Source organism: Pseudomonas sp. YH-1, assembly GCF_051990045.1.
Taxonomy (GTDB): domain Bacteria; phylum Pseudomonadota; class Gammaproteobacteria; order Pseudomonadales; family Pseudomonadaceae; genus Pseudomonas; species Pseudomonas nicosulfuronedens.
In genome coordinates this window covers 2,193,303-2,215,270 of sequence record NZ_CP178184.1, presented here as the reverse complement: position 1 = coordinate 2,215,270, position 21,968 = coordinate 2,193,303, and the positions used below count along the sequence as shown (strand labels likewise).

The following is a 21,968-nucleotide window of genomic DNA, read 5'->3' as shown; positions in this document are numbered from 1 at the left end:
CGTGAAACCCTATCCGATCCATCGCGTGTCCATCGTCATCCCGGTGTACAACGAAGAGGCCAGCCTGCCCGAACTGCTGCGCCGTACCACCGCCGCCTGCGAACAGCTGGGCCGTGACTACGAGATCGTGCTGATCGACGACGGCAGCCGCGACAGCTCCGCCGAGTTGCTGCAGGAAGCCGCCGCAGCGCCGGGCAGCCACGTGGTAGCGGTGATCCTCAACCGCAACTACGGCCAGCACGCGGCAATCATGGCCGGCTTCGAGCAGTGCCAGGGCAACCTGGTGATCACCCTCGACGCCGACCTGCAGAATCCGCCGGAAGAAATCCCGCGCCTGGTCGACGAGGCCGCCAAGGGCTACGACGTGGTCGGCAGCGTGCGCCAGCAACGCCAGGACTCCGCCTTGCGCCGCTGGCCGTCGAAGCTGATCAACCTCGCCGTGCAGCGTTCCACCGGTGTGGCGATGAACGACTACGGCTGCATGCTGCGCGCCTACCGCGCCAGCATCGTCAAGGCCATGCTCGCCTGCCGCGAACGCAGCACCTTCATCCCGATCCTGGCCAACAGCTTCGCCCGCCACACCAGCGAGATCCTCGTCGCCCACGCCGAGCGCGAGCATGGCGAGTCGAAGTACGACTTCCTGCGCCTGATCAACCTGATGTTCGACCTGGTCACCTGCATGACCACCTCGCCGCTGCGCCTGCTGTCCTTCGTTGGCGGCGGCATGGCGGTGGCCGGCTTCGCCTTCGCCCTGCTGCTGGTGGTGCTGCGCCTGCTGTTCGGCGCCGCCTGGGCCGGCCACGGCGTGTTCGTGCTGTTCGCCGTGCTGTTCATGTTCACCGGCGTGCAGCTGGTCGGCATGGGCCTGCTCGGCGAATACCTGGGCCGCATGTACAACGACGTGCGCGCCCGCCCCCGTTTCTTCATCGAGCGCATCGTCCGCTCCGATGCCGCGCCCGCTCAACTGCCCTATTCCTCTTCCGCTTCCTCTCTCGAGTCCATCCAGCCATGACCCAGCAGACCATCGTCTTCGCCTACCACGACTTCGGCTGCGCCGGCATCGAGGCCCTGCTCGCCGCCGGTTACCAGATCGACGCCGTCTTCACCCACGCCGACGATCCCAAGGAAAACCGCTTCTACGGCTCGGTGGCGCAACTCTGCGCTCGCCTGGGCATCCCGGTGCACGCCCCGGAAGACGTCAACCACCCGCTGTGGGTCGCGCGCATCCGCGAGCTGCAGCCGCAGTACATCTTTTCCTTCTACTACCGCCACCTGCTCAGCGAAGAACTGCTGGCCTGTGCCGCCAGGGGCGCCTACAACCTGCATGGCTCGCTGCTGCCGCGCTACCGAGGCCGCGCCCCGGCCAACTGGGTACTGGTCAATGGCGAGAGCGAGACCGGCGTGACCCTGCACCGCATGGTCAAGCGTGCCGATGCCGGCGGTATCCTCGCCCAGCAGAGCGTTGCCATCGGCCCCGACGACACCGCCCTGGTGCTGCACGGCAAGCTGCGCGAAGCCACCCGCGAGCTGCTCGCGTCCTCGCTGCCGCGCCTGGCGCGCGGTGAACTGCAGGAGGTCGCCCAGGATGAATCCCGCGCCAGCTACTTCGGTCGCCGCACCCCGGCGGACGGCCAGCTCGACTGGAAACGCCCGGCCCGCGAACTGCACAACCTGGTCCGTGCCGTCACCCAGCCCTACCCCGGCGCCTTCGCCCCGGTGGGCGATCGCAAGCTGATCGTCTGGAGCTCACGCGTCGCTGCCGGCAACAACGGCATGGCACCCGGCTCGGTGCTCTCGGTCGATCCCCTGCGCATCGCCTGCGGCGAAGACTCGCTGGAAATCCTCTCCGGCCAGCAGAATGACAGCGGCCTGTTCCTCGCCGGCCCGCAGCTGGCCCGCGAGATGGGCCTGGTAGAGGGCTCGCGTCTGCACGGCGCTGTCGGCAAGCCCAAGCGCAAGACCCGCGTGCTGATCCTCGGCGTCAACGGCTTCATCGGCAACCACCTCTCCGAGCGCCTGCTGCGCGACGGCAACTACGAGGTCTATGGCCTGGACATCGGCTCCGATGCCATCGAGCGCCTGAAGGGCAACCCGGACTTCCACTTCGTCGAAGGCGACATCAGCATCCACACCGAGTGGATCGAGTACCACATCAAGAAGTGCGACGTGGTCCTGCCGCTGGTGGCCATCGCCACGCCCATCGAATACACCCGCAACCCGCTGCGCGTGTTCGAACTGGACTTCGAGGAAAACCTCAAGCTGGTCCGCTACTGCGTGAAGTACAACAAGCGCGTGATCTTCCCGTCTACCTCCGAGGTGTACGGCATGTGCACCGACGCCAACTTCGACGAGGACAAGTCCAACCTCATCGTCGGCCCGATCAACAAGCAGCGCTGGATCTACTCGGTCTCCAAGCAACTGCTCGACCGCGTCATCTGGGCCTACGGCCAGAAGGGCCTGAAGTTCACCCTGTTCCGCCCGTTCAACTGGATGGGCCCGCGCCTGGACCGCCTGGACTCTGCGCGCATCGGCAGCTCCCGCGCCATCACCCAGCTGATTCTGCACCTGGTGGAAGGCACGCCGATCCGCCTGGTCGACGGCGGCGAGCAGAAGCGCTGCTTCACCGACGTGGACGACGGCATCGAGGCGCTGGCGCGCATCATCGACAACGAGGGCAGCCGCTGCGATGGGCAGATCGTCAACATCGGCAACCCGGACAACGAAGCCAGCATCCGCCAACTGGGCGAGGAGCTGCTGCGCCAGTTCGAAGCCCACCCATTGCGTGACCAGTTCCCGCCCTTTGCCGGTTTCCGCGAAGTGGAAAGCCGCAGCTTCTATGGCGATGGCTACCAGGACGTGTCGCACCGCAAGCCGAGCATCAATAACGCCCGTCGCCTGCTGAACTGGCAGCCGAGCGTGGAGCTCTCCGCCACCATCGGCAAGACCCTGGACTTCTTCCTCCGTGAAGCCTTGGCCGAGCGCTCCGGTGCTCAACCCCACGCCTTTCCGCTGAAGAAAAGCATCGCCTGATGAGAGCGGGACTGCGCATCGACGTCGACACCTACCGTGGCACCCGTGACGGCGTGCCCCGGTTGCTGGACATGCTTGAGGAAGCCGAGGTCAAGGCGACCTTCTTCTTCAGCGTCGGCCCCGACAACATGGGCCGGCACCTGTGGCGCCTGATCCGCCCGCAGTTCCTGTGGAAGATGCTGCGCTCCAACGCCGCCGGGCTCTATGGCTGGGACATTCTCCTGGCCGGCACCGCCTGGCCGGGCAAGCCGATCGGCCGCGACCTCGGCCACCTGATGCGGCGCGCCCAGGACGCCGGCCATGAAGTCGGCCTGCACGCCTGGGACCACCACGGCTGGCAGGCCAACGCCGGCCGCTGGAGCGTACCGCAACTGGAACAGCAGATCCGCCGTGGCGTGGACACCCTTGCCGACATCCTCGGCAAGCCGGTGGAGTGCTCGGCGGTGGCTGGCTGGCGCGCCGACGAGCGTACCGTGGAAGCCAAGGAGCGCTTCGGCTTTCGCTACAACAGCGATTGCCGGGGCCGCTCGCTGTTCCGCCCGCGCCTGGCCGACGGCCGCGCCGGTACCCCGCAGATCCCCGTGGACATGCCCACCTTCGACGAAGTCGTCGGCCCGCAGGTGGCGCCGTCCGCCTTCAACGACTACATCCTTTCCCGCTTCGACATGGACGCCTTGAACGTGTACACCATTCACGCCGAGGTCGAGGGCATTCTGATGGCCCACGACTTCCGACGCTTGCTGGCCCAGGCACGGGCCAGCGGCATCCGCTTCGTCCCGCTGGGCCGGTTGCTGCCGGACGACCCGACCACCTTGCCCGTCGCCAGCCTAGTGCGCGGCGAACTGGCCGGCCGCGAAGGCTGGCTGGGGGTGCAGCACACATGAAGCGCCTGGCCTACCCGACCCTGCTCGCCGCCTTCGTGCTGTGCATCCTGCTGCCGATGGCCTTCCACGGCCTGTGGATCCCCGACGAGTCGCGCAACGCACAGATCAGCCAGTCCATGCTGCAGAGTGGCGACTGGGTTTCCCCGCACCTGCTCGGCCTGCGCTACTTCGAGAAGCCCACCGGCGGCTACTGGCTGACCGCAGCCAGCCAGGCCGTGTTCGGGCAGAACCTGTTCGGCGTGCGCTTCGGCTCGGCGCTGGTCACCGCGCTGAGCACCCTGCTGGTCATCCTTGTTGCCCGCCGGCTGTGGAACGACCCGCGCCGCACCTGGGCATCCGGCCTGCTCTACCTGAGCTTCGGGCTGATTGCCGGACAGGCCGGCTACGCCAACCTCGACCCGCAGTTCACCCTCTGCGTGAACCTCAGCCTCGGCGCCCTGTGGTTCGCCTTCGACGCCAGAACCACGCGCGGGCGCCTCGCCGCCTGGAGCCTACTGGGCGCCGCCTGCGCCTTCGGTTTCATGACCAAGGGATTCCTCGCCTTCCTGCTGCCGGTGATCGTCGGACTGCCCTACGCCGTGCTGCAGAAGCGCCTGGGCGAGCTGCTGCGTTACGGGCCGCTGGCGGTGTTGGTCGCGGCCCTGGTCTGCGCGCCCTGGGTAATGATGATCCACGCCCGCGAGCCGGACTTCTGGGACTTCTTCTTCTGGCACGAACACATCCGCCGCTTTGCCGGCGAGGACGCGCAGCACGACCGTCCATTCTGGTTCTTCGTCCCGCTGCTGTTCGCCAGTGCACTGCCCTGGGCTGTGTTGATCATCCCCGCACTGCGTAATGGGCTGGCCGGCTGGCGCGAGTCGAAACTGCTGTTCGTGCTGCTGTGGTTCGTCATGCCCTTCCTGTTCTTCAGCCTGGCCAAGGGCAAGTTGCCGACCTACATCATGCCTTGCTTCGCCCCGCTAGCCCTGCTGATGGCCGACGCCATCGGCAGGGCGCTGCAGCAGCGCAAGCTGGTCGCACTGAAACTCAACGGCGCACTCAACCTGCTGCTGGGCGGCAGCGCCCTGGCCGGCCTTGTGTTCATGCAGGCCCGCCAGCCGCAGTACCACGACGAGCTACCCAGCGTGCTGATGATCGCCCTGGTCTGCATCGCCTGGTTGCTGGCTGGCCTGCTGCAACTGCTGCGGCCCAATCGCTTCTGGGCGGCGCCGGCCTTCGCGGCCTGGCTGCTGGTAGCGCTGGTACCCAATGCGATGCCGAACAAGATGGTCAACAGCAAGATGCCCGACCAGTTCATCGCCGAGCACCTGGAACAGCTCAAGGGTGCCCACAGCCTGCTGAGCAACGACCTGGGCGCCGCCACCGCGCTGGCTTGGCGTACCGGACGAGATGACATAACGCTTTTCAACACAGAAGGCGAACTGAAGTATGGCCTGCGCCAACCCGAAGGCCAGGGGCGCAGCATCGGCCTCCCGGACATCCGCGCGTGGATCGAACAGACCCGTGCCGAGGGCTCCATTGGCGTGGTCATGCGCGTCAACAGCGGCAACGATGAAGAAGAACTGGCCATGCTGCCCAGCGACGTCATCAGCTACCGGCAGAACCACCTGGTGGTCTTGCTGATTCCGCAGGCCACACCATGACCGCCCTGCTGCTGATCAGTGTCTGCCTGCTCACCTGCATGGGCCAGCTGGCGCAGAAGTTCGCCGTCGAAAGCTGGCGCGACGCTCCTTCGAGCGTTGCGGCGAAGCTTTTCTCCCCCTGGCTGCTGCTGGCCATCGCCTGCCTGGGGTTCGGCCTGCTGCTCTGGCTGCTGGTCCTGCAACGCCTGGAGGTAGGCATCGCCTACCCCATGCTGAGCCTGAACTTCGTGCTGGTGACGCTCCTGGCGAGCCGTCTGTTCGGGGAGCGCATCGATGCGCGCCACTGGTTCGGCGTGGCGCTGATCGTCGGCGGCGTCGCCCTGCTGGGGATGCACTCGTGAAGCGCGGCATCGCTTTCGCCCTGGGTAGCGTGTTGCTGGTGAGCGGCGCGCAGCTGGGCATGCGCTGGAGCATGACACGCCTGCCCACGCAGTGGCCGTTCGACTTCGCGCAACTGGACCTCGCCGCCCTGCTGGCGCTGGCCGGCGCGGTAGTGGCCTACGCGCTGTCGATGCTCTGCTGGTTGCTCGCCCTCAAACACCTGCCGCTGAGCCGCGCCTATTCGCTGCTGAGCCTTAGCTACGCCTTCGTCTACCTCGGCGCCGCTGTGCTGCCGGGGCTGGGCGAACCCCTGAGCCTGCCGCGCACCCTGGGCGTCGCCCTGGTAATCGCCGGCGTGATCGCGATCAACGCACCACGCCGTCCTGACAGAACAACCGTCATCAAACCCAGCGACGCTCGCTCCGAGCACGCGCAGTTCGACTGACCTCAATCCCGCTTCTAGTCCCTTTTCGGGAGAGCAGACCATGAAAATCAGCGTATTCGGAATCGGTTATGTGGGCCTGGTGCAGGCCGCGGTCATGGCCGAAGTGGGCCACGACGTCCTGTGCATGGACATCGACGAGGACAAGATCGCCAAGCTCAAGCGCGGCCAGATCAGCATCTTCGAGCCGGGCCTCGCCGAGCTGGTGAAAGACAACCTGGAAGCCGGCCGCCTGCGTTTCACCAGCGACGTCGCCGAGGCCGCCGGCCATGGCCGCGTGCAATTCATCGCCGTCGGCACCCCGCCGCTGCCCGATGGCTCCGCCGACCTGCGCGCCGTGCTGGCGGTGGCCGAAGGCATCGCGCGCAATCGCACGCAACCGGTGATCATCGTCGAGAAGTCCACCGTGCCGGTGGGCACTGGCGATCGCGTCAAGGCCAAGGTGCTCGCGGTGCTCGCCGAAGAAAGCCGCAACCTGGACTTCGAGATCGTCTCCAACCCCGAGTTCCTCAAGGAAGGTTCGGCGCTGGCCGACTGCCGCAAACCCGACCGCATCGTCATCGGCTGCGAAAGCGCCGAGGTGCTGGACGTGATGCGCGAGATCTACGAGCCGTTCAACCGCAACCACGACCGCATCCTGAGCATGAACCTGCGCAGCGCGGAACTGACCAAGTACGCCGCCAACTGCATGCTCGCCACCAAGATCAGCTTCATCAACCAGATCGCCGAGCTGGCCGAGCACCTGGGCGCCGACATCGAGGCGGTACGCCAGGGCATGGGCGCCGACCCGCGCATCGGCTACCACTTCATCTACCCCGGCTGCGGCTACGGCGGCTCGTGCTTCCCCAAGGACGTCCAGGCCCTGATCCAGAGCGCCGAGGAAGCCCACTGCTCCAGCGACCTGCTGCGCGCCGTGGAAGCAGTGAACCAACGGCAGAAGAGCAAGCTGTTCGAGCGCATCCGCAGCTATTACGGCGGCAAGCTCAAGGGCCGCACCTTCGCCCTCTGGGGCCTGTCGTTCAAGCCCAACACCGACGACATGCGCGACGCTCCCAGCCGCACCCTGATGGAAGCCCTGTGGGAGGCCGGCGCCAAGGTCCGCGCCTTCGATCCCGAAGCCATGCCCGAAGCGCAGCGCCTGTACGGCCACGATGAACGCCTGACCCTGATGGGCACTCCGGAAGCCACCCTGGGTGGCGCCGATGCCCTGGTGATCTGCACCGAGTGGCGGCAGTTCAAGGCACCCGACTTCGAAGTCGTGGCCAGCCGCCTGAAGTCCCCGGTGATCTTCGACGGTCGCAACCTCTTCGACCCCGAGCGCGTGGCGCGCTACGGCTTCGAGTACTTCCCCATGGGCCGTGGCGACTCGCACCGTCTGCCGGTGCCCGCGCAGGTCGTCGAACAACGCCCGCGTCGCACAGCTTGAAGAGCATTCGCGAGCAAGCTCGCTCCTACCGGAGGGACACGGCTCTGGGTAGGAGCGAGCTTGCTCGCGAACCCACCCACGCCGACCAGGCCAAGCCGCTCACCCCCGCCCCGGCGCCTGCTCGCCCATCACCATCATCGGCGCCGCCTCGCCGCGCTTGAGCAGCGCATAGAGCACCCCGGTCACCACGCTGCCCGCGGCAATCGCCAGCAGGTAGAGCAGCGCGTGGTTCATCGCGTTGGGGATCAGCAGCACGAACAGCCCACCATGGGGCGCCAGCAGCTTGCAGCCGAACAGCATCGACAGCGCGCCAGTCAGCGCACCGCCGGCGATGCTTGCCGGAATCACCCGCAGCGGGTCCTTGGCGGCAAAGGGAATCGCCCCCTCAGAGATGAAGCACAGCCCCAGCACCAGCGCCGCCTTGCCGGCCTCGCGCTCGCTCTGGGCGAACTTACGCCGCGCCAGTAGCGTGGCGATGCCCATGCCGATAGGCGGGACCATGCCACCGGCCATTACCGCCGCCATCGGCGCATAGCTCTGCGACGCCAGCAGTCCGACCGAGAACGCATAGGCCGCCTTGTTGATCGGTCCCCCCAGGTCCACACACATCATCCCGCCCAATAGCAGGCCGAGCAGGATCGCATTGGTGGTACCCATGCCGGCGAGGAAGTCGGTGAGCGAGCGCATCATCGCCGCCACCGGCGAACCCACCACGTAGATCATCACCAGGCCGGTGAACAGGCTGGCCAGCAGGGGGATGATCAGGATCGGCTTGAGCGCCGCGACGCTGGCCGGCAGTGGAATCCACTGGGCAATCGCGCGCGCCGAATAACCCGCCAGCAGGCCGGCGACTATGCCGCCAAGAAAGCCCGCGCCCAGCGTGCTCGCCAGCAACCCGCCGATCATCCCCGGCGCCAGGCCCGGGCGGTCGGCGATGGACCAGGCGATATAGCCTGCCAGCATCGGCACCATCAGCTTGAACGCCGCGTCGCCGCCAATCTGCATCAGGGCCGCCGCCAGGGTGCCCTGCTGCTTGAAGGCTTCGATGCCGAAGACGAAGGACAGCGCGATCAGCAGGCCGCCCGCCACCACCATGGGCAGCATGAAGGACACGCCGGTCAGCAGGTGTTTGTAGACGCCACGCGCCTCGTTCTTTGTCGGCGCCGCTTGGCTGCCGACAGCCGAAGCAGACTCCGCCGTCGCTTCCTTCAGCGCGCGCTCGAGGGTCGCTTGCGGTTGCTTCAGCGCCACGCCGGTGCCGCAACGGAAGATGCGCTTGCCGGCGAAACGTTCGGGGTTGACCTCGATGTCCGCCGCCAGCAGCACCACATCGGCGGCAGCGATTTCTTCCGCCGTCAGTGGGTTGCGCGCGCCCACCGAGCCCTGGGTCTCCACCCGCAGCTCGACACCCATCTGCTGCGCCGTCTGTTGCAACGCTTCGGCTGCCATGAAGGTGTGCGCTACACCGGTCGGGCAGGCCGTTACCGCAACGACTTTCGCCACGCGCTCCGCTGCGGCAGGCGCGCTCGAAAGCTCACCGGGCTGCCAGACCGTCGCCTCATCCTGTGCTCGCTGCAGGAAGCTGGCGGGATCGGCCAGGGCTTCGGCCGGCCGCGCCTGTACCAGCCGCTTGCCAACAAAGCGGGTGAGGTCCAGCGGTTGCACGCTGACCACCAGCACCCAATCGGCCGCAGCGATCTGGCCTTCGCTCAGCTGGCGCTCCGGATGCTGCGGGTCGCATTGTTCGACACAGACCGACCAGCCCAGGCGCTCGGCCGCCGCACGCAGCAGGCGAGCGCTGAGCACGCTGGAAATCTGGCCGTTGGGGCAGGCCGTGATCAGGGCAAGGTTCATCGTCATACCTCTTGTTGCTCTATCGCTCAGGCCTGGCACGGGGCCAATGCCTGAACCTGCACCGCGTCCTCGATGCGCTTGAGTCGTTGCGCATCACCGATGCCGAACTGGAATTGAGTGACTGCCAGCGCGGCCACCGCCGTGGCCTGGCGCAACACACGCTCGGCCGGCCAACCGGCGAGCAGGCCGTGGACCATGCCGGCCAGCAGGGAATCGCCGGCACCCACCGTGCTGGCCACTTCCACCGTCGGTGGCACCGCCTGCCAGACGCCCTGTGGGCCGAACCAGCGCACGCCCTCGGCCCCCTGGGACAGCACCACCTGCTCGATGCCGCGAGCGCGCAACGATGCGACCTGCGCCGCTAGTTCCTCGGCGCTGCCGGCAAGTTGTCCACAGGCCTCACCCAGTTCCTGGTCGTTGGGCTTGATCAGCCAGGGCGCCGCTTCGATGCCCGCACGCAAAGCCGCGCCGCTGCAATCGAAAGCGACCTTCAGGCCATGCCTCTGCAGGCGCAGCAACAACTCTCGCAACCAGTGGGGGGCGACGCCGCGCGGCAGGCTGCCGGCGACCACGGCGATCTCGAAATCGGCGGCAATCAGGTCGAGACGATCCAGCAGCGCGTCCTGCTGCGCACCACTGACTTCCGGGCCGGGGCCGTTGATATCGGTGATACGCCCAGTACCTTCGGCGATCTTGATATTGCGGCGCGTTTCGCCCGGCACACGAACGAAGGCGTCGACGAATCCACGACGACGGAACAGGGCTTCGAAGGGCAGTGCATTGTCGGCACCGAGGAAGCCGGCGACGGTCGGGGAGTGCCCCAGATCGGCCAGTACCTGGGCGACGTTCAGCCCCTTGCCGGCCGGCTGGCTGAGCGCGGATTCGCTGCGGTTCACCTCTCCGGGTGCAAGCGTCGGCAAGCGTACGGTGAGGTCCAGCGCAGGGTTCAGGGTCAGCGTCAGGATGCGGGCCATCAGTGCACCTCCGGCAGCGCGAGGGCGACACTCTGGCGAACATCCGCCGCCGAGCACAGGGTGAGAGCCGCTTGCGCCAGCTCGCGGGACGTCGGCAGGTCCAGCTCGCGGACCCGCGCCTTCACCAGGGGAATGCTGCGCGCCGAGACACTCAGTTCATCGACATCCAGCCCAATCAGCAGCGGCACCGCCAGCGGATCGGCGGCCAGCTCGCCACACACGCCGACCCACTTGCCGTGGGCATGGGCGGCGCGCACGGTCATGTCGATCAGTTGCAGCACCGCCGGGTGCAGACCGTCGGCCTGGGCGGACAGGCTGGGATGGCCACGGTCGATGGCCAGGGCGTACTGGGTCAGGTCATTGGTGCCGATGCTGAAGAAGTCCACCTCGCGCGCCAGCACGGGGGCCAGGAGCGCCGCGGACGGCACCTCGACCATGATGCCGAGCTGCAGGTCATGCTCGCCGCCCAGTTCCGCGCACAGTTCGAGGGTAAGGTCGCGGGCCTGCCGCCACTCCTCCACCTGCCCGACCATGGGGAACATGATGCGCAGCGGGCGGCCGGCGGCAGCGCTCAGCAAGGCACGCAGCTGGGTGCGAAAAATCTGCGGGCGCTGCAGCGTGAGGCGCACGCCACGGATGCCCAGGTAAGGGTTGGTTTCCTCGGGAATCGGCCAGTAAGGCAGCGGCTTGTCGCCGCCCACGTCAAGGGTGCGCGCCACCAGCGGGCGGCCCTCCAGGGCATCAAGGACACGCCGGTATTCGATCTCCTGGGTCGCCTGGTCCGGCGCCTGGGGGTTGTCCATGAAGACGAACTCGGTGCGTAGCAGGCCCACGCCTTCAGCGCCCAGCTCCACGGCTTTCGCTGCCCCGGCGGTATCGCCGAGGTTGGCGCAGACCTCCACGGCATGGCCGTCGCGGGTCACCGCCGGCTCGTGACGGCGTGCCTCGGCTTGCTCGGCTCGGCGCTGGCGCAGGTCGCGCCGGGTTTCGGCGCTCTGCAGCGTCTGCGCATCCGGCGCGATGGTCAGCTCGCCCTTTTCGCCATCCAGCAGCAGGGCCGTGCCGGACTCCAGCGCCAGCACGCTTGCACCAGCGCCCACCAGCGCGGGAATGCCCAATGCCCGGGCAATGATCGCGCTGTGCGAAGTCGCCCCGCCGCGCGCGGTGACGATACCGGCCACGCGCTGCGGGTCGAGCCGCGCGACATCCGACGGACCGACTTCATCCATCACCAGGATGTAGGGCTCGCCGGGCTCCACGGCGCCCTCGACGCCACACAGGCGCGCCAGCACGCGCCGGCCGATGTCGCGCAGGTCCGCCGCGCGCTCGGCCAGCAGCGCATCGCGCAACGCCTCCTGCTCGCCGGCCACGCGTTCGATCACCTGGCTCCAGGCCGATTCGGCGCTGGCGCCTTCAACCAGTCGCGCCTGCACTTCGTCGATCAGTGCGGGGTCGTCCAGCAGCGCCTGGTGGGTCACGAAGATGTCACGGATCGCCTTGACCTGGCTGCGCTCCACCAGGATCTCGATTTCCCGGCTGATGGCCGTACGCGCCTCATCCAGACGCCGGCGCTCGACCTCCGCCGACTCACCGCGTGCGGCGAATTCGAAGGCGCTGGCCACCTGTACATAGGCCGGTCCGTGGGCAATGCCCGGCGACGCGGGGATGGCCTGGAGTTGCGCACCGGCTTCGGGCGCTCGCACGGCTTGCAGTTCCTGCTCATCCACGTGAGAGCTTTCAACAATCGGCTCGGGGACCTCCGGTAGTGGCTCAACCTCTTCGCCCAGGCCCTGCTCCACTGCCGCGCGGACGGCAGCCAGGGCCGCTTCGGCGATCTCCGGCTCGGCGAAGAACTCCAGCATCTGCCCGCGCCGCGCGCCGAGGCTGAGCAGCTTGCTCAGGCTGCGGATCGACACCGGGGCGCTTTCGCCCTCGGCGATACGCACACGGATTTCCCCACTGAAGTCGCGCGCCAGCAACATCAGTACTTGCGCCGGGCGCGCGTGAAGGCCGTGCGGGTTGGCCAGCGGCACACGGATGCTCGGCCAGTCCACCGGCAATTCGCCGCCCAGGGCTTCCAGCACTGCGCGAACGGAAGTAGCGCTCGCCAGCTCGCCGGCACGACCATCCACCAACAGATCGCAGAGACGTGCGAACACCGCTTCATGGGCGTTGCCCTGGCGCGCCAGGCAGAACAATCCGCGCACCGGCTGGCCGGCGTGGCTCAGTTCGCGCGCAGGGGAGACAAAGACAAGGCCGGGACGCGTGACGCACTGCTCGCTGTCCTGCCACCAGAGCCCACCGCCCAGCGGCAGGGCCTCCTGGTCATGCAATGCCGCGGCGAAGCCGGGGACGACGCATCCCGCCTTCTTCAGGCGGCGGGCGCCGACCAGCGCCAGTTCGTCGAAATCCTCGGCAGCGACGCCGAGCCCAACCAGATGCTCGTCGAACAGCAACGGTTGCGGTGCTCCACCTTGCAGCAACTGCAGCAGGTCTTCGGGCTTCTGCGCTGCCCGCAGCGCCGCACCGACTTCGCCGTCGCCCAGCGCACGGGTCAGCAGTTGCAGCAGGCGCAGGTGTTCATCGGATTTGGCGGCGATGGCGATTGCCAGGTGAACGGTCTGCCCGTCGCCCCAATGCACGCCTTCGGGGAAATGCATCAGGCGCACGCCGGTGCGTTGCACCAGGTGTCGGGTTTCCGGTGTGCCGTGGGGAATGGCGATGCCCTGCCCGAGGTAAGTGGAGCCTTGCGCCTCGCGGGCCTGTATCCCGGCGAGGTAGCCCGGAGCGACCAGGCCGTCGTCTTCGAGGGCAGAGCCGAGCATGGCCAGGGCGGCCTGCTTGTCGGCAGCGCGCTGGCCCATGCGGACCTGCTGCGCATTGAATTCGAGCATCGCGTTCTCCTCACCGGCGTTCGCGCACGCCGGCGCTGGGGCGGTTATCCGCTTGTACGGTGATCAGCTTAGAGGTTGCGGCGCAGGAACAGGGTTCAGGCAATACTGCGTGCGCAATGCTGAATCGTTTCACCTATTGAGACTGGCACGTTACTCGATAATGCGTGATCCTTGAAGCCCCCAATTGTCGGCAGCATCCCTCGTTGAAACTCAGTGATATCGCCCGCCTGGCCGGTGTGTCGGTCACCACCGCCAGCTATGTGATCAATGGCAAGGCCGTCCAGCGCCGCATCAGCGCCGCCACGGTGGAGCGCGTGCGCGCGGTGATCGAGGAGCACGGCTACCACCCGGACCAGCAGGCCGCCAGCCTGCGCCGCGGGCAGACCCGCACCCTGGGCTTCGTCCTGCCGGACCTGGAGAACCCCAGCTACGCCAAGCTCGCGAAGCTGCTCGAACAGGGCGCACGGGCGCGCGGCTACCAACTGCTGATCGCCTGTTCCGACGACGAGCCGGACACCGAGCGCCAGGTGCTCAGCCTGTTCCGCGCGCGGCGCTGTGACGCACTGGTCGTCGCTAGTTGCCTGCCCGTCGGTGACGACAGCCACGCGCGCCTGCAGGCCGACGGCGTGCCGATCATCGCGGTGGACCGCCAGCTCGACCCGCAGCGCTTCTGCTCGGTGGTCAGCGACGACCGCGACGCCAGCCAACGTCTCACCGCCAGCCTGTTGAAGCCGGCACCGCGCAGCATCGCCCTGCTCGGCGCACGACCGGAGCTGATCATTTCCCAGGAACGCGCCGCGGGGTTCCGTAGCGCCCTGCGCGACTATCAGGGCCAGGTGCTGATCGAGCACGGCGAGACCTTCAGCCGCTCCTGCGGCCGCCGCCTGATGGAAGAGCTGCTGGCCAGCCAGGGGCAGTTGCCCGATGCGCTGATCACCACCTCCTACGTGCTGCTCGAAGGTGTCTTCGATGTGCTCCAGGCGCTACCCAGCGGCTGGCCAGCGGATCTGCGCATCGCCACCTTCGGCGATACCCAGTTGCTGGACTTCGTGCCGCTGAAGGTCAATGCCATCTCCCAGCAGCACGCGCTGATCGCCGAGCGCGCGCTGGACCTGGCGCTGGCCGCCATCGAGCAGAACAGCTACACCCCCGGCGTACACCCGATCCCGCGCAACCTCAAGCTGCGCACGGAGTAAGCCGATGCGCCTGATCGACACCCACAACCACCTCGACTGCCCGGATTTCGAGCAGGACCGCGCCGCCGTGCTGCAACGCAGCCGCGAGCTGGGCGTGGAGCGACAGGTGCTGCTGGGGGTGTTTCGCGAGAACTGGGAAGACGTCTGGGCGCTGGTGGAAAGCGAGCCGGACCTGTACGCCGCCCTGGGCCTGCACCCGATCTACCTGGCGCGACACCGGCCGGAACATCTGACGGCGCTGCGCGATTGGCTGCAGCGCCTCGCCGGTCACCCGAAGCTCTGCGCGGTGGGCGAGATCGGCCTGGATTACTACCTGGAAGACCTCGACCGCGACGGCCAGCAGGCCATCTTCGAGGAGCAGCTGCGCATCGCCATCGACTTCGAATTGCCGGTGCTGCTGCACGTGCGCCGCGCCCATGCGGCGATGATCGCCACGCTCAAGCGCTTCAAGCCCAAACGCCAGGGTATCGTCCATGCCTTCGCCGGCAGCCGCGAGGAAGCCCGCGAATACCTCAAGCTGGGCTTCCGCCTGGGCCTGGGCGGCGCGCCAACCTGGCCGCAGGCCAACCGCCTGCGCAAGGTGGTGCCGGAGATTCCGCTGGAGTCCATCGTGCTGGAGACCGACTCGCCGGACATGGCGCCGTCGATGTACCCCGGCGTGCGCAACAGCCCGGAGCATCTGCCGGATATCTGCGTGGCACTGGCGGAGCTGAAGGGCATCAGCCCGGAAGAGCTGGCCAGCGCCAGCACACGCAATGCGATGGAGCTGTTTGGCTGGCGCTGAGCCTCGGTTTTTCGTAGGAGCGAGCTTGCTCGCGAAGCGCCCAGCGATGGCGTTGCCGGCTGACTCTGTTCGCGAGCAAGCTCGCTCCTACAGAAAGTCGCGTGTCGAGTTCACCGACAAACCGATGCCCGTGAGATGGGGTGCATCCGTGCGACCCACGGACATCGGTCTGCTGGCGAAAACCCTGCTGCGAAGCGGACCGCCCTGTCCGCCCCGGACCCATCGGATCAGACGCGGAACGCGCCGATCAGTCGCTTGAGTTCCACCACCTGCCCCGCCAGTTCGCGGCTGGCGCGCTCGGTCTCGCTGGCGCCTTCGGAGGTACGCTCGCCGGCCTGGTTGATCTCGACGATGTTCTGGTCGATGTCATGGGCCACGGCGGTCTGCTGCTCGGCGGCGGCGGCGATCTGCTGGTTCTGGTCGACGATGGCGCCCACTGCGCTGAGGATGTTCTCCAGCGCCTGCTGTACCTGGGCCGACTGGCTGACGGTGCCGTCGGCGGTCTGGTGGCTGCTGCCCATGGCCTTCACCGCCGCGCCTACGCCGTTCTGCAGGCGCGCGATCATCTGCTCGATCTCTTCGGTGGACTGCTGGGTACGCTTGGCCAGGGTACGGACTTCGTCGGCCACTACCGCGAAGCCCCTGCCCTGCTCACCGGCACGCGCGGCCTCGATAGCGGCGTTGAGCGCCAGCAGGTTGGTCTGCTCGGCGATGCCCTTGATCACGTCCAGCACACGGCTGATCGAAGCGCTGTCGGCGGCTAACTGATTGATCACCGCCACCGATTCGTCGATCTCGCCGGCCAGACGCTGGATGCTGCCCACCTGGGATTCCACCAGGGCGCGGCCGCTGGTGGTTTCCTGGTTCACGTTATGCGCGCTGCCCACTGCCACGGCGGCGCTGCGTGCGACCTCCTGGGCGGTCGCGGCCATCTGGTTCATCGCCGTGGCGACCTGCTCGATCTGGTTGCGCTGACCGGCCACCGCCTGGTTGCTCTCGGCAGACACCGACTCCACTCGCACGGTCTGCCGCTCCACTTCGCTGACGGTGCGGCCGACCTGTTCGATCAGGTCATGGATCTTCGACACGGTCTGGTTGAAGGCATCACCCAGTTCACCCAGCTCGTCGCGGCTCTGGGCCTGGAAGTTGACGGTCATGTCGCCGGACGCGACGCGCTCCATCATCTTGCCCAGGCTCTTCAGGGTGGTGCGGGTGGAGACGTAGAAGCCGCCGTAGAGGTAGACGATGGAGACGAACACCACCAGCAGCGCGACGACCAACAGCACCATCTGCCGCTGCTTGCTGGCCAGGCGCGCCTGGAGGGCGCCGTCGACATATTGCAGGACATGGTCATCGAGGCGGTAGGTCTGCTCCATCGCCTTGCTGACCTGCTCGTAGAACTCCGCCCAGGGCGTGTCGAGGGTGTCGGCCATCACGACCTTGTCCTCGAACAGCTTGCCCATGCTCTTGATCGTTTCGCGGCTGGCCTGCGCGTCGGCGGACAGCGCGTTCTGCGCAGCCGGGCTGGCTCCCAGCGCGTCCTGCAGCTTGAGGCCGTATTCCGCGTGGAGCTTCTCCAGTTCCTGCAGCAGGTCATCCAGCTTGCTGCTCGTGGAGGAGTTGAGGAACCCCTGCCCCAGTGCGCCGGCGCCCATGGTGCGGCCCTGGCTGAGCGTCTCGGTGACTTGCGGGGTGCCGGAGGTGATCAGCTCGGCGAGCTGGCGCAGGTCGCGGGCGTCGTCCTGGCTCAGGCCGGCCTGGGACACCAGCAGCTTGTTGAAAACCTGCACTTCGCTGAGCAGGCGCGCAGCCATGGCCGACTTGCTCTGCAGCGAGCCTTCGGCATCTACAGCCTTCAGGTTGGCCAGCAACTCGTCGCGCTTGGCATTGAATTCGGCGATCTGCTCGGCGTCCTGGGCGACCGGCTGGAGGGCGCCGATCTGCGCCTGCAGGTCCTTGTGCAATTGGCTGATGCGCGAGTCCAGACCAGCCGTCTTGCCGGATTGGCCGAGCGTCCCGTTGATCTGCAACAGATCGTTGTAGGACTCGAGGTGACGGCGCACCTGCAACCCATTGCCGATCAGCTGGAGGCTTTCCAGCTCGGCGCGGGTGCTGACGAACTGCTCGTAGGAGTCGCGCACCAGGTAGAAATTGGTGATCAGCATCGGCAGAAAGAACAGCACGCTGATCAGGCTGAACTTCATACCGAAGCTCAGGCGGTTCATCAGCGCGATGGCCGGATAGAGCACGGTCCTCACAAAGACGTCTCCTGTTCCCGTTATTGTTATGTCGCTTGTCGGGGATGGTGCGGCGCGCCCCTGGACGGGTCGTCGCCGCGAGCACACATCGGCGCGGTCGCTGTCATGCAGCAGCCGCCACCTCACGCGTCGGGTTCGATGTGTACCTGATATCGGCGGGGAGTTCTGTAACTTAAGGTTAAAATGCCATCATCGGACCGGCGGCAGCCGGCCCGATTCGCAGGATCAGAGCAGCAACGCCCAGATGGCGAAGACCGCGTACCAGAGCACCGCCGAGCGCACCAGCAGTTGCCACAGCGCGTCCAGGCTGGCGACGCCCTTGGCACCCAGGCCGCCTTCGTTGAAGTCTTCGGCCACATAGCCGGCGCGGGCCAGCAGACGAGCGGCGGGTACATCCCAGGCCAGCAGGTCGTGCAACAGGGTACGGGTTACCGCGACGAAGTTGCCCACCAGGGCGAAACTCAGCACCAGCGCACGCGACGGCAACCAGTCGAAGGCATGCCGCAGTTGTGCGGCGCGCTCGCGCAGCTCCGGCTGGCGGGCCTGCTCAGCGGCGATGGCGAGCAGCCGGTAGGCCAGCGCGGCCACCGGACCCAGCAGCGCGTACCAGAAGATCACGGCGAAGAAGGCCTGGTAGGCCTCCCACACCAGCGTACCCTGCACCACGGCCAGCAGATCGTCGTCGCCATCGGCCTGCACCTGCACGCCCAGGTCGCGCTCGGCGACGTGGTAGGCGGCCTGGGCATCCTCGCGGCGCCAGGCATCGCGGAACGGCCCGATGGCGCGCAGCACGTCGCCACGTCCCAGGCTCCAGACCACCACCAGCAACTGCACCGGCAGCGCCAGCAGACCGTAAACAACCGGCTCGAGAAGGGTCAGCAGCAACGCCAGCAACAGCAGTGGCGGCAGGATCGCCAGCAGCAGGCCGAGCCAGGGTTGCGCCACCAGAGACTTCACGCCGCCCACAGCATCCAGCCAGCCAAACCACCAGCCGTCCCGCTGCACCTTTGCACGCCAGCCGGAAAACTTCTCGACCAGCAGGACCAGCAACAGCACCAGGAAACTCATGTCGGCTCCTTCTTCAGGCCGGCGCCAATATCGGCAAAATAACGCGTCCAGTCGAACGCCTCGCCCGGGTCGGTCTTGCGTTCGGGAGCGATATCGCAATGGCCCTGGATGCGCGGCGGGGTGATCGCCGGGAATACCTTGCGTATCTCCCGTGTCAGCTGCGCCAGCACCTCGTACTGCCGGTCGCTGTAGGGTTCGGTATCGGTGCCTTCGAGCTCGATGCCGATGGAGAAGTCGTTACAGTTCTCTCGCCCGTCGAAGCGCGACACGCCGGCATGCCAGGCGCGCGAATGGCAGGAGACGAACTGGAACAGCGAGCCGTCGCGTTCGATGAGGAAATGCGCGGACACCGTCAGGCTGCAGATGCTGGCGAAATAGGGATGCTCGTCGGCGTCCAGGCGGTTCTGGAAGAACTCCTGCACCTTGCAGGTACCGAACTGGCCGGGCGGCAGGCTGATGTTATGGATGACCAGCAGCGAGACTTCCTCGCCGTCCGGGCGCGCGTTGAAGTTCGGCGAGGGGCAGCGCTGGGCCTCGAGGCACCAGCCGGATTCGGGATCGATCTGCATGGAGACTCCTTGGCAGAGCCCCACTCTAAAGCAGGCGACGGGGGAAATGAACTCGCTGGCGCGCGGCCAGCGGGTTCAGGCGTTCTTCAGGCGGCGCAGGTTGCCGATCACCGACTCCAGGGCACGGTCGAACAGCAGCGCGTCGTCGAGCAGGCGCACGGCGTTGCGGCGGAACTCGACAGCCAGGCTCATGCGGGTCTTTTCCAGCACCTTCATGCCGGTGCGGTTGACGAAGATGTAGCGGCCACTCGGACGAATCACCGCTGCCAGCTTGCAGCGCAGCTTGTGTTCTTCGTCTTCCTGGATCTCCACCCAGCTGCCGACACGCAGGTCATCGACCTTGCGCAGCGACTCGTCGTCGTCGGCAAAGGCCTCCTCGGGCTCTACGGCACGGGCCGGCTCCGGCGAGGCGAGGACGATCTCCTCGACCACCGCCACCATGGCCGGCTGAACAGCGGCAGGCGCGACAGCTACCGGCGCGTCCAGCGGGTCGTCCAGCAACGGCAGGTCATCTTCCAGATCGAGCAGCGGAGCTTCCTCGACCTGCTTGTAGCGCTGGAAGGCCTGCACGTGCAACCCCTCCAGACGGCTGAAGAATTCGCCCGTGGAGAACGGATCGAAGGCGGCCGAAGCCAGGCCTTCGCGCAGCGACTTGAGCAGTTGCGGAACCATCTCCAGCAGACGCAGACGCGAATCCGGGTCTTCGTGGGGCTCTACGCTCCAGATCAGGTCGTCCATGGTCGCCAGGGCAGCTTCCCACTCGGAGGAGTGAGTGCCGTGCTTGAGGCAGGTCAGCAGCAGAACCTGGCTCCAGGCTTCCTGCAGCAGGCGCACCACCACTTCAGGCAGGGTGCGGCCGAGCAGACGCTCGTTGAGCACGCCTTCCACATCCTGACGGGCCAGCTCGGCACGGGCGCGGCCCTCCTCGGCATCGCGGGTGCGCTGCTCCAGCAGGTCGCTGCGGCGGCGCTCGTCCCCGGTGAAGGAGATGAACTCGTCGAGCAGTTCGGAGAAGATCGCCGGATCGTCGACGAAGTCGTTCAGCAGGCGCATTACCACCTGCTCGATCTTCTGGTACAGGTGGTCGCGCTGGCCATCGGAGTGTTCGGCCCAGCCCAGGGCGGCCGAGGCGATCTCGTTGAGCAGGCGACGCGCCGGGTGGCTGCCACGGCTGAAGAAGGTCTTGTCGAGCACCGCGACCTTCAGCATCGGGATCTGCATGCGGCCGATCAGGGCCTTGAGCGAATCCGGCAGGGTGCGGTCGTCGAGGATGAATTCGAAGAGCATGGAGACGAGGTTGATGACGTCCTCGTCCACCTGGCCGACCACGCGGGAACGGCCACTCTTGCTGCTGACGCGGGTCAGCAGGTGGTCCAGGTGCTGGCGCACGTCGACTTCGTCGATGGTCTGCGCCGGCAGGTGCGACTGCAGGTGCGACAGCAGGCGCATCAAGTCGTTGCTGGAAATCGGCACCGCATCGGCGGGCATGGAGCGCGCAGGGGCGGCACTGCCGCGCACTTGCGAGAGCAGATCGCGCAGGGCGGCGAAGGCGGCCTGGCTGTCGGCGTCCATGTACTGAGCGCTGCCCTGCTCACCCGCTTCAGGGGCGGCAGCGGACGGCGCGGCCCCCTGACTGCTGGGCACGGTACGTTGCGGCGGGCGGCGCAGCGGAACGGATTTCAGCTCCGGCAGCACGCCCAGGGCGATCAGGGTCTGGTTGGCTTCCGCGTACAGGTGTTCGGCATCGGCCAGCACGTACTTCTCGAAGAGCTTGAGGATGATCAGCTTGACCTTGATCTCCACGCCCAGGCCGCGGCAGGCCTCGAGGAAGGCTTCACACAGCTGGCGCGGACCGAGCGGGTTGCTCTTGTCCTCGACCTTCTTGCTGACCAGGGTGTTGAAACGAGTGGTGAGGTGCGTGAGGGCGACGCCGTCGCGGCTCACTACCTTGGCAACCATGGCATCCAGGGCGACGGACTCTTCCAGCTCGTCGTTCTGCACCAGGGTGAGATTCTCGTAGGAAACCGTATCCAGCACCGGCGCGCGGCCGATTTCATACTGGTTCAGGTTGGCGAAATTCTCGAAGACCTTCTGCAGGAAGCCGCGCTCGATGCCCTTGCGCTTGAGGCGCAGGTCGCGCATGGCTTCGAAGTAGGCGCTCTGTTCGGCGTTATTGGCGGCACGATCAGCCATCTCGAACAGGGTATCGTCGGCGTTGTCGAACAGGGCCTGCATGGCATGACGCAGCTGGACGGCGACCTTATCGCGGACAGCGACGAGCCCCGCCGGAACGCGTCCAGCGAACGAAGTCTGCGAGGGTTCCGTGGCCGACTTGTTCAGCGGCACTACGTTCGCGTCGTTCTGCATCGCAAGTCTCCTGCCGTCAGACCTGTCTGGCGGCACCAACAGTCATCGAAGCGTCATCCGTAACGTCAATATCGTGGCGTCAAAAAGCGGAAAGGTTCAACATCATTATAGGGAAGCTTCTTACACAACCAAGAGACATTTCACGCATTCTTGAAGAAATTCACAGTAGGAAAGTCGCCGTCCGTCCGACAAATCGTGCGGTGACGCAAAAAGAGGCGGTCACTGCCCGCCAGGCGCCCTCCTCCGTATAATCGCGCC

General features: G+C 66.8%; 16 protein-coding genes and 1 pseudogene. 9 read left to right on the top strand and 8 right to left on the bottom strand.

Going from position 1 to position 21,968, the window contains the following annotated elements:
* Position 1 precedes the first annotated feature (1 nt).
* From arnC to ACKI1H_RS10455, 7 genes are read left to right on the top strand one after another with little or no spacing between them, the layout of a single operon-like run.
* Positions 2-1,012: an undecaprenyl-phosphate 4-deoxy-4-formamido-L-arabinose transferase gene (gene arnC, locus ACKI1H_RS10485; RefSeq protein WP_440468305.1), complete on the top strand. Its 1,011-nt coding sequence runs from the start codon at positions 2-4 to the stop codon at positions 1,010-1,012.
* Entirely contained in the window at positions 1,009-3,030 is a 2,022-nt protein-coding gene (gene arnA / locus ACKI1H_RS10480; protein WP_440468304.1) for a bifunctional UDP-4-amino-4-deoxy-L-arabinose formyltransferase/UDP-glucuronic acid oxidase ArnA, read from the top strand. Before arnC ends, arnA begins: the two co-directional genes overlap by 4 nt.
* Positions 3,027-3,914, top strand: a complete 888-nt coding sequence (arnD, locus tag ACKI1H_RS10475; protein WP_440468846.1) for a 4-deoxy-4-formamido-L-arabinose-phosphoundecaprenol deformylase — start codon at positions 3,027-3,029, stop codon at positions 3,912-3,914. Before arnA ends, arnD begins: the two co-directional genes overlap by 4 nt.
* Positions 3,911-5,557: a lipid IV(A) 4-amino-4-deoxy-L-arabinosyltransferase gene (gene arnT / locus ACKI1H_RS10470; RefSeq protein ID WP_440468303.1), complete on the top strand. Its 1,647-nt coding sequence runs from the start codon at positions 3,911-3,913 to the stop codon at positions 5,555-5,557. The genes arnD and arnT overlap by 4 nt, the downstream gene beginning before the upstream one ends.
* Positions 5,554-5,898: a 4-amino-4-deoxy-L-arabinose-phosphoundecaprenol flippase subunit ArnE gene (arnE, locus tag ACKI1H_RS10465; protein WP_440468302.1), complete on the top strand. Its 345-nt coding sequence runs from the start codon at positions 5,554-5,556 to the stop codon at positions 5,896-5,898. Before arnT ends, arnE begins: the two co-directional genes overlap by 4 nt.
* A complete protein-coding gene (arnF, locus tag ACKI1H_RS10460; RefSeq protein ID WP_440468301.1) occupies positions 5,895-6,323 on the top strand; it encodes a 4-amino-4-deoxy-L-arabinose-phosphoundecaprenol flippase subunit ArnF in 429 nt (142 codons plus the stop codon). Before arnE ends, arnF begins: the two co-directional genes overlap by 4 nt.
* A gap of 40 nt (positions 6,324-6,363) precedes the next feature.
* Positions 6,364-7,746: a UDP-glucose dehydrogenase family protein gene (locus tag ACKI1H_RS10455; RefSeq protein ID WP_440468300.1), complete on the top strand. Its 1,383-nt coding sequence runs from the start codon at positions 6,364-6,366 to the stop codon at positions 7,744-7,746.
* Between the two features lie 99 nt (positions 7,747-7,845).
* Here ACKI1H_RS10455 and ACKI1H_RS10450 read toward each other — a convergent pair whose 3' ends face one another.
* From ACKI1H_RS10450 to ptsP, 3 genes are read right to left on the bottom strand one after another with little or no spacing between them, the layout of a single operon-like run.
* Positions 7,846-9,600 (bottom strand): PTS fructose-like transporter subunit IIB, encoded by a 1,755-nt coding sequence (locus ACKI1H_RS10450; protein WP_440468299.1) that lies wholly within the window; start codon positions 9,598-9,600, stop codon positions 7,846-7,848.
* A 26-nt stretch (positions 9,601-9,626) separates the two neighbouring features.
* Entirely contained in the window at positions 9,627-10,574 is a 948-nt protein-coding gene (pfkB, locus tag ACKI1H_RS10445; protein WP_440468298.1) for a 1-phosphofructokinase, read from the bottom strand.
* Positions 10,574-13,468: a phosphoenolpyruvate--protein phosphotransferase gene (gene ptsP / locus ACKI1H_RS10440; protein ID WP_440468297.1), complete on the bottom strand. Its 2,895-nt coding sequence runs from the start codon at positions 13,466-13,468 to the stop codon at positions 10,574-10,576. Before ptsP ends, pfkB begins: the two co-directional genes overlap by 1 nt.
* A 203-nt stretch (positions 13,469-13,671) precedes the next feature.
* Between ptsP and cra the strand changes: the two genes are divergently transcribed.
* Together cra and ACKI1H_RS10430 are read left to right on the top strand one after the other, a co-directional pair.
* Complete coding sequence (cra, locus tag ACKI1H_RS10435) at positions 13,672-14,664, top strand: catabolite repressor/activator (RefSeq protein WP_138521117.1); 993 nt, start codon at positions 13,672-13,674, stop codon at positions 14,662-14,664.
* Positions 14,665-14,668: 4 nt separating this feature from the next.
* The gene (locus ACKI1H_RS10430) at positions 14,669-15,448 is read left to right on the top strand and encodes a TatD family hydrolase (protein ID WP_138521116.1); all 780 of its coding nucleotides are present in this window, start codon (positions 14,669-14,671) and stop codon (positions 15,446-15,448) included.
* A gap of 227 nt (positions 15,449-15,675) precedes the next feature.
* Here the strand turns inward: ACKI1H_RS10430 and ACKI1H_RS10425 are convergent, their stop codons facing one another.
* The 5 genes and pseudogenes from ACKI1H_RS10425 to ACKI1H_RS10405 form a co-directional block, all read right to left on the bottom strand.
* A complete protein-coding gene (locus tag ACKI1H_RS10425; protein ID WP_371318962.1) occupies positions 15,676-16,380 on the bottom strand; it encodes a methyl-accepting chemotaxis protein in 705 nt (234 codons plus the stop codon).
* Between the two features lie 153 nt (positions 16,381-16,533).
* A pseudogene (locus tag ACKI1H_RS10420) lies at positions 16,534-16,737 on the bottom strand (HAMP domain-containing protein); the annotation flags it as partial.
* A gap of 1,194 nt (positions 16,738-17,931) precedes the next feature.
* Entirely contained in the window at positions 17,932-18,774 is an 843-nt protein-coding gene (ampE, locus tag ACKI1H_RS10415) for a regulatory signaling modulator protein AmpE (protein ID WP_440468296.1), read from the bottom strand.
* Positions 18,771-19,343 (bottom strand): 1,6-anhydro-N-acetylmuramyl-L-alanine amidase AmpD, encoded by a 573-nt coding sequence (gene ampD / locus ACKI1H_RS10410; protein ID WP_440468295.1) that lies wholly within the window; start codon positions 19,341-19,343, stop codon positions 18,771-18,773. Before ampD ends, ampE begins: the two co-directional genes overlap by 4 nt.
* 75 nt (positions 19,344-19,418) lie before the next feature.
* A complete protein-coding gene (locus ACKI1H_RS10405) occupies positions 19,419-21,710 on the bottom strand; it encodes a DUF1631 domain-containing protein (RefSeq protein ID WP_440468294.1) in 2,292 nt (763 codons plus the stop codon).
* Positions 21,711-21,968 lie beyond the last annotated feature (258 nt).

Bases quoted from the DNA above. Each gene is read 5' to 3' on its own strand.
- arnA (WP_440468304.1), top strand. From the start codon at position 1,009: ATGACCCAGCAGACCATCGTCTTCGCCTACCACGACTTCGGCTGCGCC.
- arnT (WP_440468303.1), top strand. From the start codon at position 3,911: ATGAAGCGCCTGGCCTACCCGACCCTGCTCGCCGCCTTCGTGCTGTGC.
- arnE (WP_440468302.1), top strand. From the start codon at position 5,554: ATGACCGCCCTGCTGCTGATCAGTGTCTGCCTGCTCACCTGCATGGGC.
- ACKI1H_RS10455 (WP_440468300.1), top strand. From the start codon at position 6,364: ATGAAAATCAGCGTATTCGGAATCGGTTATGTGGGCCTGGTGCAGGCC.
- ACKI1H_RS10450 (WP_440468299.1), bottom strand. From the start codon at position 9,600: ATGAACCTTGCCCTGATCACGGCCTGCCCCAACGGCCAGATTTCCAGC.
- pfkB (WP_440468298.1), bottom strand. From the start codon at position 10,574: ATGGCCCGCATCCTGACGCTGACCCTGAACCCTGCGCTGGACCTCACC.
- ptsP (WP_440468297.1), bottom strand. From the start codon at position 13,468: ATGCTCGAATTCAATGCGCAGCAGGTCCGCATGGGCCAGCGCGCTGCC.
- ACKI1H_RS10430 (WP_138521116.1), top strand. From the start codon at position 14,669: ATGCGCCTGATCGACACCCACAACCACCTCGACTGCCCGGATTTCGAG.
- ACKI1H_RS10425 (WP_371318962.1), bottom strand. From the start codon at position 16,380: ATGGCCGCGACCGCCCAGGAGGTCGCACGCAGCGCCGCCGTGGCAGTG.
- ampE (WP_440468296.1), bottom strand. From the start codon at position 18,774: ATGAGTTTCCTGGTGCTGTTGCTGGTCCTGCTGGTCGAGAAGTTTTCC.
- ampD (WP_440468295.1), bottom strand. From the start codon at position 19,343: ATGCAGATCGATCCCGAATCCGGCTGGTGCCTCGAGGCCCAGCGCTGC.
- ACKI1H_RS10405 (WP_440468294.1), bottom strand. From the start codon at position 21,710: ATGCAGAACGACGCGAACGTAGTGCCGCTGAACAAGTCGGCCACGGAA.